Raw genomic sequence first — 19,281 nt, 5'->3', positions numbered from 1 at the left:
AGCAAGGCGGCGCCTAAGGTTACAAAAGGCAATCAGTTTGTAAGTGGCCGCTTACAAATCTCTTACACCGAGAAGTGAAAATTGTAATCGGCTCGATTGTGAATGTGCGTTTAAGAATGCATCATACTGGCCAGCGCCAAACTCAGGGACAGGCACAGGGAAAGTAGGATGGAAAACAAGCAGATACTGGTCGTCGATGACAACCTCGACCTTCGCGAAGCGTTGTCAGATTACCTTGGCCGCGCTGGGTTTGAAGTGCTTTGCGCGGAAAACGGCGGCGTGATGTGGCAACTGCTCAACGATCACCATCCTGATTTGATCATCCTCGATATTATGATGCCCGGTGAAGACGGTTTTACCCTGTGCCAGAAACTGCGCAAAAACTCCGATATCCCGATCATCATGCTGACCGCCGTCACCGAAGAAGCCGACCGAGTCGCAGGGCTAGAAATGGGCGCTGACGACTACATCACCAAATCATTCAGTCCGCGTGAACTGCTCGCGCGCATCAAAACGATTCTGAGACGCAGCCAATCGACCGCCAATAGCAAACTGACGCGTAAAGTGCGTTTTGACGATTGGTTATTAGATACCGTAACCCGGCAACTGACCCACGTTGCTAGCCGCGAGGTTAAGCAACTTAGTGGCGCGGATTTGTCGCTGCTCGGTTTGTTCGTCAACCACGCGCAATCAATATTGTCTCGCGATGACATTGCGCGCGAGATCTGGGGACGCGATGCCGACCCGTTTGAACGCGGTATTGACGTGCAGATCAGCCGCTTGCGTCATCACCTTGAAGATAAAGACCGTTCGCTGATCCTAACAGTGCGCAACAAAGGCTACATGCTGACCACGGACGTGCATTATGAGAATTAAACGCTGGACGGGATCACTGGTCGTTCGCACCAGTGTGTTCTTGTTGCTGGTGATCATTTTGGCACAGGTATTATCCGGGATTATCTGGTATCAACACGCCAGCGAACGTGATAAAGAAGGCCTGACCACCACGGTCAAAAGCTTAGCACTGAGTGCTTCTTCTACCATCGCCTTCTTTCAAACCCTCCCTTCGGAATACCGCCACTTGGTGCTCAATCAACTACGCAATATGGGCGGCACGCGCTTCTTCGTCTCACTCAACAACCACCAGATTAACGTCGACCCGCTGCCGGAGAGCGAACGCAAAACGTTGGTCATCAACCAAGTTCGCGAGGTATTAGAAAGTGAGTTGAGCGGCATTCCTAATATCGAGGTGGAGTTCACCCAGCGCGACAAACTCAAAGTGTTCAACAACGAGCTACCTATCGACGAACTGCCGCTATTGTGGGCGCATTATTCGCTTTCGTTTGGTGACCTCAATCCGCCTATTCTGGTGATGCAGGTCGAAGTCGCACAGAACGAATGGTTTTATCTCGCGGCGGTGCTACCCGCGCCTTACATCAACCTAGAGACGAACTATTTTGAGTTGCGCCAATGGCTGACGCTATTGCTGTCCGCGTTACTGCTGTTGCTGTGTACCTGGTTTATCGTTCGCAAAGAAATTCAACCCATTCGAGAGCTGGCAAAAGCCGCAACCCTGATGTCGAGCCGATTAGACGTGCCCGAAGTCTCTGAGCGCGGCAGTAACGAACTGAAAGCGGCGGTACGTGCGTTTAACAAGATGAATCGACGCATCGACAGCCACATTAAAGACCGCGAGATGCTGTTCAGCGCCATCTCCCACGATCTGAAAACGCCGATAGCCTGTCTAAAACTGCGGGCGGAAATGCTAGATGACGACGCCGACCGAGAACGCTTTATCCGCCTGAGTAACGACCTAGATTTGATGGTCAAAGGCGCATTGCAATGCATTAAAGAGACCGATATCCACGAGGAAATCGAGCCGATCAATTTCACCCAACTGATTCAGCACATTTCCGCCAATATCGCCGATGCGCCGGACACGATTCGCATCCACGGTGAAATCCGCACCCACTTTGCTGGTAAACCGTTAGCGATTAAGCGCTGCATTCAGAATCTGGTCGATAACGCGCTCAAATACGGCCATCAAGCGGACATTACGCTGAGTGAAAGCCCAGAGTCGATCCAGATTGAAATTGAAGACCACGGTGACGGTGTTGACGATTTATTACTTGAAAAGCTCTGCCAGCCATACTTCCGCGCTAGCAACGATAAAGAAGGCAGTGGGCTGGGGTTAACCATTTCACAGAGTATTGCAAAGGCTCATGGCGGCAACTTGTTGCTGAGCCATTCTCAGTTTGGCGGCCTCTGCGCCACGCTGACTTTCCCGAGAGACTGACTATGAACAAACTGGCATTCTTGTTCCCACTGTTGCTCGCCCCTTGCGTCGCTCACGCTGAGTCGCCACAAGGGGTAGAGTTTTTACATTGGTGGACTTCTGACGGCGAACAGCAAGCGCTGCAAACACTCAAAGCTCAGCTAAAACGGCACGATATTGAGCTGCTGCAAAGCCCGGTGCTAGGCGGTGGTGGCGACAGCGCGATGACGGTACTGCAAGCTCGCGCGCTGGCGGGCAACCCACCGAGCTTCGCGCAAATCGAAGGGCCAAGTATTAAGGCGTGGGATGCCATCGGTATTTTGCACAACGTCAACGCGGTAGCGGATGAGCAGCGCTGGGACGAGGTGCTCTACCCGCTGTCTATCGAAATCAATAAAACACAAAACGGCTATATCGCCCTGCCACTTACGCTGCACCGCTTGAACTGGTTGTGGGTCAACCACAAGCTGCTTAAACAACTGAATCTTTCCGCGCCGAAAAATTGGCAAGAGATGTTCGCTGCCATGGAACTTGCTAAGCACAATAGCATTGTACCGATCGCAGTCGGTGAGCAGCCGTGGCAAGTCGCCCAACTTTTCGAGAACTTAGTGATCTCCACTGGCGGCGTTGAGTTCTACACCAATGCAATGGTTAAGCTTGAGCGAGACAGCATCGACAGCGAAAAACTGCGCCAAGCGCTGACGCAATTTCGTCGCCTGAGCTTGTTGATCGACAACCAATTACCTGACAGTAAGTGGGATACGGCGACCCAAGCGTTAGCCGACGGTCAAGCACTGTTTCAAATCGGTGGAGATTGGATTTTAGGTGAGCTGCTCGCCAATCAAGTCTCAGTCCCGCAAGAGGTCGGCTGTTACCCAACGCCGGACAGCGATGGTGTATTCCTCTACAACATGGACAGCTTGGTGTTTATGTCGAGCAAGTCGTTTTCTGCCGAGGCGGCTCAGCAAACCGCAAGCGCACTGGCAGACGTCGAGTTTCAAGCTAAGTTCAATAAGGTAAAAGGCTCGATTCCGGTACGCACCGATATCGACATCAGCGATTTCAATCCATGTCAGGTCCAGTCATATCAAGACTTTCATTATGGCGTTAAACACAACCTCGCTGTGCCGAGTATGATTGATTCGATGGCGGTCAATCCGGTTGCTCAGCAAGCGATAAACTCGGAAATCTTCCGTTTTTACCGCAATCCCAAGATGGAACCCGACGAGCTGATAAAACGCATTATTGCTATTTCGCAAAGCGGTTAATGGCAATGAATTTGTGCCGAGATGGAATAAAAAAGCCCCAATGATTGGGGCTTGAGTAAAGCGAAGTATGCCGTTTAAAAATAGTGGAAGATCGGCGGTTCATGCATCAAGAAGTTTTGATGGGAGATGTTCCACGCATACGCGCCCGCTAAGGTAAACACAACGTAATCACCAATATCGACGTGGGCGACGTGTTGATTGCGTGCTAGCACATCTTTGGGCGTACAAAGCTGGCCGACAAAGGTCGCTTGTGCATGCTGAATTGGGTGAGAAATCTCATGGTGTTGCTCGCTTTTCAGGATGACGAATGGATGATCATGGCTCTGCGCTGCTGGCGTGCGGAAATGGTGAGTCCCCCCGCGTGCGATGACAAAGTTTTCGCCAAGATTTTGCTTAATATCCAGCACTTCCATCACGTAATAACCACATGCTGCCGTGATGAAACGTCCGCATTCAAAACGCAGTGTCCAGTCTTGCACTTGCTCTTTGGCGATGAGGAATTCCAACTTGTCGCAAAACTCCATCCACGGAAAGTGTTGCTCAGGGTTTTGGTAGTTAATCCCCATGCCTCCACCCAAGTTGATCATCAGCTCACCTAGTTCAAACTCTTGTTGCCACGCCTTCACGACTTGGAAATAGCGCTGCATTAACGCTAAGTGACGTTCAACATCGAGCTGATGCGACATCAAGTGAAAATGGAAGCCTTTGAGTGACACTTGCGGGAAATCGCGCAGCAACATCAAAGCATTACTCAGCTCGGACTCGTCCAAGCCAAATGGAGTCGGCTTGCCACCCATCGCCAACTTGCTGAGCGTGATGTCGCCAATATCGATGTTCATACGCAAAAAGATCGAAGCAGGGCGGTTGAGGCGCTCGGTTAGTGCTCCAATGCGTTGTAGCTCGGTGAGGCTTTCGACATGAATTGCATCAACATCAAGCTCAATCGCTTGTTGCAATTCACTTAGCATTTTTCCGGGGCCACCGAAGATCAATGGCTTATCGAGTTGTTGCTGGTGGAGGTGTGTCAACTCCCCGCCAGATGCCGCTTCAAAACCATCGACATACGGCGCGAGCGTTTTAAGAATCGGGCCCGATGGATTGGCTTTGGCTGCGTAAAATAGCTCGACATTTCTCGGCAAAACGTGACGCAGTTGTTTGATGTGTTCTTCTAAGGCGCTTAGGTCATACACGTATGCGCACAAGGGTTGACTTTGCTGCTGTGCGAGTGTGTGAACTTGTTGGCAAACGAGTGTCGGTAGAGAGAGGGAATTAGACATGTTGCGCTCCTTTTTCGTGTTGCTGCCAAGGCGTGGCGACTTGGGTATAGCCCGACTCCTTATCGGCTTTTTGCATCAAACGCGTGGTGAAATTATTTTTGCTCGGGAAGTGAGCGCCATTCAGCAACGCTTCTAGTTCCGGCTGTTTTCCATTCACTGATTGCCAACGCACAATGGCACTTTGCACCGCATTCCATAGCGTTTGCTCTAGTGGCTCGTCACCTTCTGCGATGAAGAAAATCGCTTCGCTGATGTTGTTGATAAAGGTGCAGTATCCGATGCGATTCCAGCCTTGTTCGCGACTGTAGTAAACCGATTGTCGCGCGCGTTCAGACAAGTCAGTTAAAGTTTCTGCTGGCCAGAACTCCGGCAGTAACTTGGTGCCTTCCAAATCACGAATCCAAACACAACACGGCATCTCTTGTTCAAAGCCAATCAAGGTGTTTTGCAAATGTGGCTCAAACGCCACCCCGTGTTTGAAGTAGTAGTTAAACACACCCGGAATTAGGCAATGCAAATAGCGTTCAAACCACAGTGTCGCGATGTCGGAATAGCGATTTTGCGTAGTACGCGCTTTGTTTTTAAGGCGTTGAGCAATGCAACTGTTGCCGTTTTTGTCGTAAGCAAACAGAGCGCCAGCGAGGGTTGGTTTTAAGATGTCGACTTCGCTCAGCGAGAAATTTTCGCGGTATAAAATCCCAAACGATTCGCGTGCTTTGGTGTTGTCATCCCAATTGCGCTCAGCGACACTTTCTAGATTCAACGTGGTAGCGTAAGGCTCCGTCATCACTTTAAATACGGGGTTGTGCAGCTGTTCGTTTTCTCGAATCGGTTTGAGAATCGACGTGAGCTGCACGGCGCTGTCGAGTTCGTACCACGCGTTTTTGCGCACGCAATTGGTTAATCGTACGTTGATGGAGAATTTCGCAAACCAGTCCATATCTGGGTGGTAGAGGGTACGAACTGAAGAGGTCGGCTGCATCTTTTCACCACCTAAACCCAGTGGTGTGATCTTGCCTTGCTCAATGGCACGCTTCACGCTTGGGTTGCTCAAAATGGTGTAGCTTTCCCAAGGATGGCAAGGGTAGAGGGTCTTCTCATTGCTGGCGGTGTGTTGTGGCGCGAGCTGTTGTAGCATGCGCTGCGCAGGGTTAGCTTCTCCGTCAGAACTCAGCACATCAAGTAAGGACGTATCCACTTCAAACCAGTACATCGGGACTTGCGCGCCGACTTCTGGAGAAAACGCCAAGAGATCATCCATGGTGACGCCCGAACGACTTTTCGGGGTCGGATGGAAAGTATGCCCCCAAATCAGAGATTGTTCCGAAGCGATAAATTCGTTGTGATGCGATTTGGGCGCGACGTTGAGAAACTGCTCGGTAACCAGCACGCTATTTTCCAGTTGTTCGATCAGCTCATGGTTAAATGGGATCGCCAACACCTGCTTGAGATAGTTAAGCAAAAGCGTAAGAGTTTGCGTGGCATCCAATTTCGCCCAACCAGATCCCGGCATTTTCGCCCACGGCAGTTCTGCCAATTTGATTTTGCCCAGTTTGCTCGCGTAGTGAATCGGCAAAACCAACACGCCATTTTGTTGAGAAAGATGAACGGCTATCCGCTGTTTAGCGGGATAGTTGCGTTTTAACGTTTGGGGTAGCGATGTCGATTGGTAGTGCCATTCCACTTGTTGATTCGGTAGCGCAAATTCACGTAAGTAACAATTAAGAACACCCATTATCGTGTTGAGTTGGGCTTTCTCACGGTTGAGCTGCACCTCATGCGCGCGCAACTCGCTAGTCTGAGAGGATTGAGTTTGTAACATGTTGATTTCCAAATTTTGAGTGGAGAACCAGCGCGATCAAGGTGATTACGCTGACTATCGCAGAAAGTAGGAAAGGAACCTCAAGTAGCCCCAAGCTAGAAATGAAAGAAGCGCAAAATCCCGCTGCCACGCCACCCCATTTGGACATGGCATCAAAGCGAGAAAATACTTTGCCACTGAGTTTGCGATCCAGATTGCTCGCAAGATGCTGATGCAATCCGTGATAACAACACACCATCGCGATGCCGAAGATAATTCTCGCAGCAATGAGTGCGGTTTCGGACGCAATCAAATGCAAAGCAGAGCTCACGGCAAGCAATGCAAACCCGAGCCACAACGTGCGCAGCGGTTGATGGCGACTCAGCCCATCTGACAACACGTGGATTTTGCCTGCCAGCAACAGATAGACGCCATGCGGCAGTGCGTACAAAAAACCGATCCATGCGTGGTTAGTGAAGCCATATTGCTGCACAAACGGCGAGAAATAAGGAAAGGTCACCACCATAGAAAACGCAAACCCAAATTGAGCAAAGAAGATCCAACGAATGGCATGCATTGCGTTTTTCTGTGCAACCGGTTTTTCTTGCTGAGGTTCTGAGTTTGGCTTTTCGAGGTTTTGGTCGGCGGGTTTATCCGCTGGCAGTGTTAACGTGATGCCCATAGCAATTAAAGGCAAAACGCATAACCACAGGTACGCGTTGAGTGGGTTGGTTTCGGACAAGCTCCAGCCGAGCCCAATGGGCGCAACGATCAGCGCCAAACGAGCAGATAGTTGGGTTTTATTGAGTGACTTGCCGAGTGTTTTGGCTTCTTTAATTTGACTAGATAAGTAGCTGTTCGAGGCGGCCATGGTGCCGCCAAAGGTTCCTTGAACAATAAGACCAAACACAAACATGGCGAGGTTGTCTGCCAAGCCGCACAGCGCAAAACCTGCTGCAAGGCCAAGTTGCGCACGCAAGAGTGAGCGGCGGCGACCGTAGCGATCGGCAAAGTTGCCCCAAAATCGCGCCGCCAACGCAGTACAAAACGTAGGTAGGATAAACAATACCCCTGCCCAGTCCGCATCAATGCTTGCGCCTAATGTTGGCAACACGACGGGTAGAAATAGCGGCATACCTAACGCGGCAAACGCAGCGATAAAGTGGCACAACAACACACTGTAGATGAGTTTGGTCATAATCGTTTAACGTACGCTTTTTTTGATGGCTTCTAAGTAGGCGCGCTGCGCTTCTTCGCTAGAAAGCAGTAAGAAGTTCGGGGCCGACAAACCATAGAACTTATTGATGTCACTCGCGCCGGAGGCTTCTTTCGAGAGCAAACTGCCAGAGCTCAACAAGTACTTGGCGTACAAATCAGGTGCCTCTTGCAGTAACTCGCGAGCCAGTTTTGTCTCTAACCCTTCGCCTTCCAATCGGTTGAGTTGCTCTGCAATGCTTTTGGCCACGATGGCGTAAAGCGATGCTGAAGAGGCAATGCCCTTCGCTGCCATGGCTTCTACAATCGCTGCGATATCCAATTGTAATGTGATGGTGGTAAACATCTGACCGAGCGCCAATTCATTGTCGACTTTGATGCGTTGATCGAGCAGTTCATCGCAATCCACTGGAAGTAGTTTTGCGCCGTGTTTTTGGGCAGCATGCTCTGTTGCAAAGTGGAAGCGCTCTGGCCAAATTCGCGCCGCGTCGTTGTCTTTCATCGCGAGCGTCATTTTGCCCTGTTGATCAAATGCAATGATGGCGTTTTGCTGGTTGGACTCCAATGCGATGCCATAACGAAGCCACAAGGTGAGGTGCACTTGGCATAATAGATCGACGTAATCTTGGAACCACGCCAGCGTATCTTGTTGATAGTAATGTTCTGCCAAATGTTCTAAGAACAAGCGGTCGTCAGGCATTGGGCTTGCTAGTGCTGCAACCGGAACTAACGCTTTGTCTTCGCAATGAGTAAGTGAGTACTCACGTACGATGTACGCGAAGGTTTTATCATCGCCGACGTGTCCACCGTGTTTTTCGTTGCAATGGAACAAGCGACTGTTTAAATCGGCGTCCGTTTGTTCAAGGTGGCTGAGTAGGCGTTCAAACCAGTGGCCGTCATACAGTGTTGAAGGCTTGATTAAGCGAATATTTTTCGTGCCTAGCGATCGCATGATCAGCGGAACCTTGATGTGAATGTGCGGTGCCTCGTTGACGACCACAGTACGAACGGAAAGCGTCGGCGTCACGTCTAGATACGTTAAAGGCGCTTCTATCACACCTTCGGGTAAGGCTTCTAAAGATCGCAGGGTGAGCGGATGTGCAGGGAACAGAACGTGGCTCAGTGCAAAATCAGCAGGAAGCCCCACTTGCTCCATTGTTGGCCAGCAATCAGGTTGTCCGCTGGTTAATGTTACCAGTGATTTTTCAATCGCAATCCAATGCAGAGCAAAGCTTTGTGCGAACTCGGGCGCGTACTTAGCAAGGTCTTCATCGCTCAGGCCAAACTTCGCCCGCGCAGTTGGATAGTACGGGTGGTCAAGGTAAGAAGCGATCTGGTCGGCTAGCAGCAGTTTTTGATGCCAAGAACCAAGCTCGGATATTGGTTGAGAAATGTGGTCTGCGTGATGATGAAACGCTTGGTCACATAGCGCTTTGTGTTTCTCTGCACATTCCAGTTCTTGAAGATACCCCGCCAACAATTCGTGAGAGCTCTCATGCGCCAGTGTCGTTAGTAGCGCAATCCACTCTTTGTAATGCTGTTGATGCTCGACTTGGCCATTTTTCTCCACCCACCAACCTGGTGGTGTTTCGTCATTGGCGTGACCGTAGCGCCAGTGCTGCATGTAATACGTTGGCGCAACAGGTAAATACAACGTGAAATCAGAGTTGGCAAATATCAGCCAGACTTGCTCGTCTTGAGGAACAATTACCCCTTTTGGCGCGTCTCTACTGAACTTGGCCTTCGACAAAATGCCAAACATGTCTTCGCGCAAGCAAGTGTCGATCAATCGTTGCGTTAGATACAAAGCGTTGTCATTCATGCTGCCACCTCACGAGTCGGAGCGAGATCGAAATTGCTAAGCGCGTTCTGCAGCGATTGGTCGAGGTTTCGCCCTGATGGTGAGACAATCGAAATTCGGGCGAGATAATCCTTATTGGAATAACTCTGTTGGAAGTGTTCTCCAGCGGTTTTTAGTACCTGTTGCTGGGTGATGATATCGTCATCGTGTTGGATGAACGACGTCGAACCTCCGTCAATCACACCACTGTGTCCCGCAACTACGTAGTGCACGTGCGCTGACCCGTGAATTTGGTAATCGCCGTCCAATCTTCGACCCAGATGCAGACCCAAAATCGTGCTAAACCAGCCGAAGTGAGCGAGATTATTGAGCAAGAATTCGCGGCCATCTCCAATACTGCGGTAGTTGATTTCCACCAGAACTGGGCCGTTTTCCGTGATGATAAATTCGCTGTGGCAAACTCCAAAACCAACGCCGAACGCTTTCAGTTGAGCCAAGCAAGCTTCTCGGTGAGCAATGCCGTTTGGTCCGTTCCAGTCTGCGGCGGTTTCGATAAAGTAAGGCGGCTCAGAGAGCGACACATCAAAACCGCCCACGGCGATAAGTTGGTTACCGTCTCCTAAAGTTTCGAGCGTAACCAACGGTCCTTGAAGAAACTGCTCCACCAGAATGGCGGCGTTTGGGTGCTTTTGCCAAAACGCCTCGCAGTAAGCATCGAGCTCGCTTTGGGAGTCACAGCGTTGCACATCTAAACTTGCCACGCCTTCTTTGGGTTTTGCTACGACAGGGAAGGCCATGCCTAATGCCACATTCGAATGGCGATGCAGCAAACAGCTTTGTGTGTTGGGTAAGGATTTTTCATTTAACACTTGTCGAGTTAAGTGTTTGTTTTTGGCCTTTAACGTGACAGACCAATCTTTGGATGGGAGGCCAAAAAATTGCGCGCAGATGGCGGTGGAAGTTTGTAAGTGATCACTATTGCTGAAAATAGCGTCTGGTTTTAATTCATGCTCCGTGATGGTTTCGATGAGTTCTAATGGGTTGAAGACATCACATTCTAGAATGGTATCCGGATTAAAGTGACTATCACGACTCGCCAGCTCTAAATGGCTGAGCTTATGGTCGGTGATAAGAACGACGTGAAGGTCCATCGCTTTAGCTGCAGGCACAAAGCCGTGAGTGACTGCATCGTTAACGACATGACTTACGATAATCATCGTAGATTTCATGAGCTTTCCTAATTTTCTAACATTTTCTTCTAACGTTGATAAAGTCGCTCACGGTCGTCTTCCAATGTGCCTCTCGCGAGACGGAGGGCAGAAGTTTTAGTATTTATTGTTATGATGTTTGGTTTTTTTTGTTGTTAGTTGTGTTTTTAGGGTAAATAAATATAGAGCATAAAATTAATATTGCAAATAGAAATAATATTTGTTCTTATTTCCATCCGTTGGCTTTATAACAACTAAACGGAATTATGGAATGAATAAATTATTGACCCTGACCCCCTTGGCGGTCGCGATTGGTTCTTCACTAGTAGCACCAAGCGCAGTGGCTTCAGAAGAGACGAACTCAACCTCATCAGCAACTGAAACGATTCAAGTCTTCGGGCATCAGTACGAAGGTTATGCTGAACACATGCCTCAATCAGGCACCAAAACCGATGTGGAATGGCTTGATGTGCCACAAGCGGTATCCGTAGTAACGAAAACAGAAATGCAAGACCGAGGCGCGGTGCGCTTAGTGGATGCGCTAGATGGGGTAGCCGGGGTCAATAACACCTTGGGCGAAGGCAGCCGCGATCAGTTCATGATACGTGGTTTTGATTCACTCAACGATATGTACCGTGATGGCTTGCGAGATGACGGTACGTTGCAGTCTTACCGCAGCTTAGCGAACGTTGAACGCGTTGAAATTGTGAAAGGCCCTGCGGGTGCTTTGTATGGCCGTGGTTCGGCTGGGGGCATCATCAACTTGGTGACGAAACGCGCTAACGGTGAGAATTTTACTCACGTAAACGGTAGTGTAGGCAGCAACAACCAGTATGTTGGTCAGGTCGACAGCTCAATGGCGTTTACAGATAAGGTCAACGGGCGTATTAACTTGGAATACCGTCAAGCCGACTCGTACGTTGATCATGTTGATTCAAACGATTTCTTCATTGCACCGACCATTCGTGTGTTACCAGCGGAAGGTCACACCATTGATATTGACGTGGAATACGCCCATCAAGAACTAGTGCCGTATCGTGGTGTGCCATCAAAAAATGGCAAGCCAGTTGATTTGCCAGTAAGCACTTACTTTGGCGGCACAAACGACTATCAGGAGTCAGACAGTCTCCGTATTGCGGTGGATTACGAATGGCGTCTGAATGATCAATGGGTATGGAACAACCGAGCGGCGTTCAACCATATCGAACTTGAGCAAAAAGGCACGCGTCAGGGCAAAGTGACGGGTAATGAAGTGTCTCAAACCGTTAACAACTTTGGTTACGATCCACGTACTACGACCACTTTACAATCTGAGTTGGTTTGGGAAACCAGGGACAATCAATTGATGGTGGGTGCAGATTTCAACCAGATCGATATCGACCTAACGTTGGCAAGTGACAAAACGCTTCCTCCGCAAAATATCTACGACCCAGTCGTTGGTCCAACGCCTGATCCGGGCTTTAAGCCATTTCGTGACAATACCACCACCACGACAGGTTTGTATGTGCAAGACGTCTATACGTGGGGTGACCTTTCTTTGATCGGTAACGTGCGTTACGACTCGATGGAACTCGAACAACAAAAAGCGGGCTCAGATAAGGAAAAATTGGATGATGACAAAGTCAGCTACCGTGCTGGTTTGGTATACCGCATCAATTCCGACACATCCGTATACGCCAGTTTAGCGCGCTCTTGGCAGTTACCGTACGCTGGTATCTACATCAATCCAAAATTGGCGGAATTCTTCCACACCGACTTAAAAGAGGTGGGTGCGAAAGCGTACCTTTTGGATAACGCATTAATGTTGAATGCGGCACTGTTCCAGATTGATCAAGAGCAACCACAAACTAACGTGGACGGCGATGTGATCGATAAAATTGAAGTGCGTCACCAAGGTATTGAATTAGAGGCTCGCGGTCAAATCACCAAACAGTGGGACATCTCTGTGGGTTACAGCTACTTAGATGCGGAAGACAAAGCCACAGGCAAAAAGCCTAACGATGTATCAGACCACTTGTTCTCTCTTTGGAGCACTTACCAATTGGATGACAACTGGCGTTTAGGCGGTGGTGTGAAGTACGTGGGCGACCGTTACGCAGGTAACGACGAAGCCGTCGCACTTGGCGATTACACAACGGTGGATTTGATGGCGGCGTACACCACTGGTCGTCACAAAATCCAAGCGAACGCTTACAACATTTTGGATGAGAAATACATTCTTGGCGCAACAAACGGCACGTCTGGCTTAAACCAGATTGGCTACGGCGCACCAGCCGAGTTCATGCTCAGCTACGGATATCAGTTCTAGGCTTTTTGTGCGTAGTTAGCGCCTGTTAGCCGATTTTTGCCTCATATTGAGGATGTTTAGCCCCGAGAGCCTACGGGATGTATTCTGCCCGAGGCTCAATTTCTCGCAAAGGAGATCTTAATGTCTTACCAGAATTTGGATGGTAAAGTGCGTGTACGTGCTGGTTTGTCTACCACTTACAGTGTGCTTGCGATTGCAATCGCTTCTGCCACATCCATGAGCGCGGTTGCCGCTCCTGCTAAAAAAGAACAAACTACCGCGATGGAAACCGTCGTTGTCACTGGTAGCGTGATTGGTAAATCTGAAATTGAAGACGTCAAAGAGTACCCAGGTGCTCGTACCGTCATTACCCGCGATCAAATCGAGAAAACCGCCGCAGGCTCGATTGATAACGCGCTACAGCGCGTGCCGGGTATTAAAGTTCAGGATGAAAGCGGAACGGGCGTATTGCCTAACATTTCCGTACGTGGTTTGAAAGCAAGCCGTAGTGGTCATGCTCAGTTCTTGATGGATGGTGTACCGCTAACACTTGCGCCATATGGTCACACTGGTCAGTCTATCTTCCCAGCAACACTGTCGATGCTTGATCGTATTGACATTGTACGCGGTGGTGCTGCAGTACAGTACGGCCCAAACAACGTCGGTGGTGTGATCAACTTAGTGACCAAACCGATTCCACACACGTGGCAAACTGAAATCAGTAACCGCCTTACCGTGTTTGATGGCGGTGATGCGCCGCTGAATGATTTTTACCTACGCACGGGCGGCTGGTTAAGCGACACATTTGCACTACAGTTGGAAGGTAACTTCCTAAAAGGTGAAAGCTTCCGTGAAAATTCCGATACGGACGTGAAGAACTTCCAAGCCAAAGCACAGTGGCTACTGAGTGACACTCAAGAGATTCAAGCATTCCTGCAACGTTACGATGCTGAAACGCAAATGCCGGGCGCACTTTCGCCACAAGATTACGAGCAAGATCGTCACCAATCGAAACGTCCTTACGATGATTATGAAGGTAAGTCGACGCGCTGGAGTGTTAAGTACATCCACGATTTGCCATTTGCCGACAGTGCTGAGCTAGAAGTGCTAACGTTTGGCCATAAGTCAGAGCGTCTTTTCAAGTGGGGCTTTAACAGCGCGGGTGGCCATTGGGCGGATCCGGCTCTGCCAGCGACGGACGTTCGTACCTCTCCACGTGAATTTACCGTGTATGGTATAGAGCCAAAAATGGCGATGTACTTTGGCGAAGGTAAATCCGTTACTCAAAACTGGATCGTGGGTACCCGTTATGTTAACGAAGACATCGACTACAAACTCACTCAGACTCCAATCGCCGGTGGTGCAACCAGCGTTCCGCGTGATTGGCATTTAGATACGGACGCGTTTGCTGGATACGTTAGCAACGAAATTGGTTTGTTCAATGATACATTGAAGGTAACGCCTGGGTTGCGTGTTGAGTCGGTTCGAATGACGTTTACCGATCGTGGTAAAAAACAAACAGCAGACAACACCGTGACGGAATGGTTGCCAGGTTTGACGGTGGCATACAACTTAACTGATCAGTGGGTGACGTATGCGAACGCGCAAAAATCACTTCGTGCGCCACAAATTGCCTACATCCGAGGCTTGGGTGAAGAAGGTAGCGAACTGGCTTGGAACTACGAAGTCGGCGCGCGTTACACCCAAGATGCGACCAGCTTTAACGCTGCACTTTATCGCATCGACTTTGAGGATCAATTGCAATGGCAAAGCTCAACGCAGACCTTCGATAACATCGGAAAAACACTTCACCAAGGCATAGAGCTTTCTGCTCGTTACGTGCCTGAAGCACTACCTGCACTGAGTTTAGGCGCAAGCTACAACTATCTAGACGCTACGCTTGAAGAAGAAGGCGCGAATAAAGGTAATCAACTGCCTTACACCTCTAAGCATCAGCTTGGTTGGGATGCAACCTACGCATTTTACGGCATGGACACCACGCTATCGGGCTTCTACTTCAGTGACTCGTATACCGATAACGCCAACACCAGTGCCGAAGATGCAACAGGCGCAACGGGTAAAGTACCATCTTACATGGTGTGGAATTTCAATTTGGGGACGGATTTATACAAAGACGACAAAGGCAAGTTACGCATGAATGTTGCGGTGAACAACTTGTTTGACGAGGAGTATTACTTCCGCGGGATTGATACAAGCCCAGTTGGTCGGTACCCAGCTCCGGGACGCTCTTACACACTGGATCTGAACTATCAGTTTTAAGCGTTTCGTTCACCGAGTTTGAAAAGAAAAGTCGCCAATTTACCTTGGCGACTTTGCCGATCTTAGGTAATGGAAAACTCTTAGCACTGGAAAAAAGCAAGATGAAAAATAAAAAACAATTTACGATCAAACACTTTTCAACCGTTTTGCTGATGCTGTTGAGCTCAGCTTTGATGTCATTTAGCGCATTTTCTCAGGCGCGCAGCGTGCAAGATGAGCAAGGCACTTTTGAGCTAGAAGCGATACCTCAACGTATTGTGGTTTTAGAATTTTCGTTTGTCGATGCATTAGCGGCAGTCGATGTCTCACCTGTAGGCGTCGCCGATGACAACGATGTCACACGAGTCATTCCTGCTGTTCGTGCCAAGGTTGGTCCTTGGCAATCGGTCGGCATGCGCTCGCAACCGAGTTTAGAGGCGATTGCGGTGCTCAAGCCGGATTTGATCATTGCTGATGCAGAACGTCATCGCGCGATTTATCAAGATTTGCAGCGAATTGCGCCAACTTTGCTGTTAAAAAGCCGTGGTGAGACATATCAAGAAAATCTCGAATCCGCACACAAAATCGGCGTGGCAATTGGCAAACAAGCGAAAATGACACAACGAATTGAGCAGCACAAACAGACAATGGCGGAGTTCAAACAGCATTTTGCAACACAAGAAACCATTCAGTTTGGTGTGGTTTCTGACAAAGGGATGTGGTTGCATAGCCCGGTTTCTTACGCTGGGGGCGTTTTGAGTACGCTGGGCATCCAAAGCCCGCTGGCTCCATCTGAGCAAAAAGCGTATATCCCAACCAGTTTCGAACTTTTACTAAAAACCAACCCTGATTGGTTGTTAGTTGGACTTTACTCTCAACCAAATATTGTGGATGAGTGGCGCAAAAATCCATTGTTTAAGTTGCTAACTGCTGCGAAAAAACAGCAACTTGTTGAGGTTTCTCCTGAACTGTGGTCGTTAAATCGCGGCATGTTGGCTGCGGAAGAAATTGCCCGCAATCTTGAAGCGTTATTGGAGCGCTCATGAGTGCGGCGATAAGCTCGGAAAGCGCGTCTTCGGTTAGCAAATCGCATTGGAAAGCGAGCTTGTTTGTCTGTGCTATGGCGTTGTGTACGCTCTCAGGCTATGCAGCCTCAATGATTGGCTGGTCCAACTTTTCTTTGAGCGTTAATGATCTGACAAGCTATTGGTTTGCGTTTGATGAGGGCAATATGCTGCATCAAATCCTCGCGACGCTGCGTGCGCCTCGTGCCTATGCTGGGTTATTAATTGGCGCTTCGCTTGCGGTATCCGGAGTGCTGATGCAAGGATTGACTCGTAACCCTTTGGCGTCGCCATCCATTCTCGGCATTAATGCTGGTGCGGCTTGTTTTATGGCCTTGGCGTCCATCGGCGTACCATTCTTTAGTCAATTGAACCCAATCATCAACGCAGTACTCGGCGCGCTACTAAGTGGTGGTGCGGTCATGTTGTTGGGCGGTTTTTTTTCCGCGCGTTCTCACCCATTGCGTTTAGTGCTAGCGGGCATTGCCATCAGTGCACTGCTGATAGGGTTAACTCGTGCGTCGGTAATTTTGGCGGATGACATGGCTTACAGCGTGTTGCATTGGTTAACGGGTTCACTCTCCGCGGTAGATTCTGAGCAGTGGCAGCAACTGTGGCCTTTTGCGACTTTAGGTTTGGTGCTCGCCATGGGCTTAGCGCGAAACTTAAATTTACTCGCGTTGGGGGACGAAGTTGCTGTTGGGCTAGGTGGTAACATTCGTCTTACGCGATTTATCAGTGGTTTAGCGGTTGTGCTGTTGGCAGGAACTAGCGTAGCGATTGCTGGGCCAATTGGCTTTGTCGGGTTGTTAGTGCCGCACTTGGTACGCCCGATTGTTGGTCACAACTATCACATTCTCATTCCGGTTTCCGCCTTGTGTGGCGCGGCATTGGTGACGTGGTCAGATGCTTTATCACGAGCGATTGCTTTTCCGGCTGAAACGCCAGTGGGCGTGATTACCGCGCTGTTGGGCACACCTTGCTTTATCGCGATTGCAATGAGGAAATCATCATGATGAATCAAACCAAACTGTTTGCATTAGTTGGATTGTTGCTGATTGCGTCTTCTCTCACGCTGTTTGTTGGTGCGGCGAACATGTCGGCTCAACAGGTTTTTGCATTACTGTTTTCTTTCTCTGACTCGGACTTTGTGATTCACCAATATCGATTACCGAGAATGTTGCTCGCCATTGGCGTGGGCGCTGGGTTGGGGCTGTCAGGCGTTTTAGTTCAAGGCGTCATCCGTAATCCACTTGCCTCACCAGATTTAATGGGGATAAGCGCCGGAGCAGGACTGGCCGCTACCGCTTGTTTGGTGCTGTATCCGAATGCGCCAGTGGCAATGTTGCCGATGGTCGCCATGGCGGGAGGCTTGCTTGCTGCTGGCTTTATTGCTGTGCTGGCTTACTGGTCGAAACCAACACCAGCACGTTTGGCGCTGATTGGTGTTGCTGTCAGCGCATTTTTAGCCAGCGGTATCGATTTTCTTCTGATTGTGCACCCTATCGAAATCAACACGGCGATGGTATGGCTAACCGGCAGTTTGTGGGGACGAAATTGGCAACAAGTGCCGTTTATTTGGAGTGCTCTATTGCTGCTACTACCATTGGCGTTTTGGCTGGCTTGGCGGCTAGATGTTATGGGACTGGGAGAAGAAAGCGCCACTACACTTGGCACGAAACCAAGACAGATCCAAATTCTTGCGTTGATTGCTGCCGTGCTATTGGCGAGTATCAGTGTGTCTGTGGCAGGCACGATCAGCTTTGTTGGCCTGCTTGCGCCGCATCTTGCGCGTTTGCTGTTTGGCCACAACCACAAGTTGTTGATTCCAGCCGCTGCAACCCTTGGCGCTTTGTTGGTGATTTGCGCCGATGGTTTAGCGAGAGGCTTACAGCCACCAATTGAGCTACCAGCGGGAGTGCTGACATCTGTTATTGGCGCACCATATTTCATTTTTCTTTTGTATCGTTATAGAGGTTGGTAAGCATGTTACGAACGCAGAACTTATCCGTCGCGTACGGCAAACAGACCATCATTCCAGATCTCTCTTTGTCGATTCCTCAAGGTAAAATTACCGCACTAGTTGGTCCAAATGGTTGCGGTAAATCGACACTATTAAAAACCTTGGTACGCATCAATAAACCCGCTTCTGGCCAAGTGTTGTATGACGACAAACCACTAAGCAGCTACGGTGATAAACGCTTGGCGCGTTCGTTGTCTTTGCTGCCGCAGATTCTTGTCAGTCCTGAAGGTATTACCGTCAGAAAACTGGTCGAATATGGCCGCTCGCCTTATCTCTCTCATTGGGGCCGGTTAAGTCAACAAGACAAGACCTTAGTCGAGCAAGCAATGCAAGATACTGGCGTGATTGAGTTTGCTGACAAGCCAGTTGAATCGCTGTCTGGCGGTCAAAGGCAAAGGGCGTGGATTGCGATGGTAATGGCGCAAGATACCGACGTAGTGATGCTTGATGAGCCAACCACTTACTTGGATCTCTCTCACCAAGTTGAGCTGATGAAACTCATGAGGCAGATGAACGACAAAGGCAAAACAGTGGTCGTAGTGCTGCACGATCTAAACCAAGCGTGCCGTTACTGCGATCATTTGGTGGTGTTGGAAAAAGGTCAGTTAGTCACGCAGGGAACACCGCAAGAGGTACTGACAGAAGGTATGTTGGCATCGGTGTTTGATTTACAAGCGAGAGTATTTAACGACCCAATCTCAGGCACGCCGATGTGTGTGGCGGTGTAGGTTTACGTCTTTCGAAAGCTATCTGCAATAAAAACGTCGATCCATAAAAACAAACCCCGCTAGTAACAAAGTCGC

General features: G+C 49.5%; 14 protein-coding genes. 9 read left to right on the top strand and 5 right to left on the bottom strand.

Annotated elements, in window-relative coordinates; genetic code table 11:
• Positions 1-168: 168 nt before the first annotated feature.
• From R7M92_RS01115 to R7M92_RS01105, 3 genes are read left to right on the top strand one after another with little or no spacing between them, the layout of a single operon-like run.
• The gene (locus tag R7M92_RS01115; protein WP_005383484.1) at positions 169-876 is read left to right on the top strand and encodes a response regulator; all 708 of its coding nucleotides are present in this window, start codon (positions 169-171) and stop codon (positions 874-876) included.
• A complete protein-coding gene (locus R7M92_RS01110) occupies positions 866-2,296 on the top strand; it encodes an ATP-binding protein (RefSeq protein ID WP_301950263.1) in 1,431 nt (476 codons plus the stop codon). The genes R7M92_RS01115 and R7M92_RS01110 overlap by 11 nt, the downstream gene beginning before the upstream one ends.
• Before the next feature lie 2 nt (positions 2,297-2,298).
• Complete coding sequence (locus R7M92_RS01105; protein ID WP_318132518.1) at positions 2,299-3,543, top strand: ABC transporter substrate-binding protein; 1,245 nt, start codon at positions 2,299-2,301, stop codon at positions 3,541-3,543.
• A gap of 74 nt (positions 3,544-3,617) precedes the next feature.
• On the opposite strand, the gene R7M92_RS01100 is transcribed toward R7M92_RS01105, so the two are convergent.
• From R7M92_RS01100 to R7M92_RS01080, 5 genes are read right to left on the bottom strand one after another with little or no spacing between them, the layout of a single operon-like run.
• Entirely contained in the window at positions 3,618-4,820 is a 1,203-nt protein-coding gene (locus tag R7M92_RS01100) for a type III PLP-dependent enzyme (RefSeq protein WP_256900205.1), read from the bottom strand.
• Positions 4,813-6,642: an IucA/IucC family protein gene (locus R7M92_RS01095; RefSeq protein ID WP_318132517.1), complete on the bottom strand. Its 1,830-nt coding sequence runs from the start codon at positions 6,640-6,642 to the stop codon at positions 4,813-4,815. The genes R7M92_RS01100 and R7M92_RS01095 overlap by 8 nt, the downstream gene beginning before the upstream one ends.
• Positions 6,614-7,819, bottom strand: coding sequence for an MFS transporter (locus R7M92_RS01090; protein WP_318132516.1), 1,206 nt, complete (start codon positions 7,817-7,819; stop codon positions 6,614-6,616). Before R7M92_RS01090 ends, R7M92_RS01095 begins: the two co-directional genes overlap by 29 nt.
• A gap of 6 nt (positions 7,820-7,825) precedes the next feature.
• Positions 7,826-9,658, bottom strand: a complete 1,833-nt coding sequence (locus R7M92_RS01085) for an IucA/IucC family protein (RefSeq protein WP_318132515.1) — start codon at positions 9,656-9,658, stop codon at positions 7,826-7,828.
• The gene (locus R7M92_RS01080) at positions 9,655-10,866 is read right to left on the bottom strand and encodes a hypothetical protein (protein ID WP_318132514.1); all 1,212 of its coding nucleotides are present in this window, start codon (positions 10,864-10,866) and stop codon (positions 9,655-9,657) included. Before R7M92_RS01080 ends, R7M92_RS01085 begins: the two co-directional genes overlap by 4 nt.
• Before the next feature lie 250 nt (positions 10,867-11,116).
• On the opposite strand from R7M92_RS01080, the gene R7M92_RS01075 reads away from it, so the two are divergent.
• The 6 genes from R7M92_RS01075 to fecE all read left to right on the top strand — a co-directional run bounded on the left by R7M92_RS01075 (position 11,117) and on the right by fecE (position 19,206).
• Complete coding sequence (locus R7M92_RS01075; RefSeq protein WP_025768678.1) at positions 11,117-13,153, top strand: TonB-dependent receptor; 2,037 nt, start codon at positions 11,117-11,119, stop codon at positions 13,151-13,153.
• Positions 13,154-13,273: 120 nt separating this feature from the next.
• Positions 13,274-15,412 carry a TonB-dependent siderophore vibrioferrin receptor PvuA gene (pvuA, locus tag R7M92_RS01070; protein ID WP_318132512.1) on the top strand — a complete coding sequence of 713 codons (2,139 nt, stop codon included), beginning with the start codon at positions 13,274-13,276 and terminating at the stop codon, positions 15,410-15,412.
• 101 nt (positions 15,413-15,513) lie between these two features.
• Positions 15,514-16,437, top strand: coding sequence for a Fe(3+) dicitrate ABC transporter substrate-binding protein FecB (locus R7M92_RS01065; RefSeq protein ID WP_213866676.1), 924 nt, complete (start codon positions 15,514-15,516; stop codon positions 16,435-16,437).
• Between the two features lie 74 nt (positions 16,438-16,511).
• Entirely contained in the window at positions 16,512-17,471 is a 960-nt protein-coding gene (locus R7M92_RS01060; protein WP_370687806.1) for a FecCD family ABC transporter permease, read from the top strand.
• Complete coding sequence (locus R7M92_RS01055) at positions 17,468-18,439, top strand: FecCD family ABC transporter permease (protein WP_005383459.1); 972 nt, start codon at positions 17,468-17,470, stop codon at positions 18,437-18,439. Before R7M92_RS01060 ends, R7M92_RS01055 begins: the two co-directional genes overlap by 4 nt.
• Positions 18,440-18,441: 2 nt before the next feature.
• A complete protein-coding gene (gene fecE, locus R7M92_RS01050; RefSeq protein ID WP_054575393.1) occupies positions 18,442-19,206 on the top strand; it encodes a Fe(3+) dicitrate ABC transporter ATP-binding protein FecE in 765 nt (254 codons plus the stop codon).
• The last annotated feature ends 75 nt before the right edge of the window (positions 19,207-19,281 follow it).

The sequence above is a fragment of the Vibrio sp. Vb2880 genome (genome assembly GCF_033337975.1).
GTDB lineage: Bacteria > Pseudomonadota > Gammaproteobacteria > Enterobacterales > Vibrionaceae > Vibrio > Vibrio alginolyticus.
Note: the sequence above shows the minus strand (reverse complement) of the source record. Positions and strands in the feature narration are given on the sequence as shown.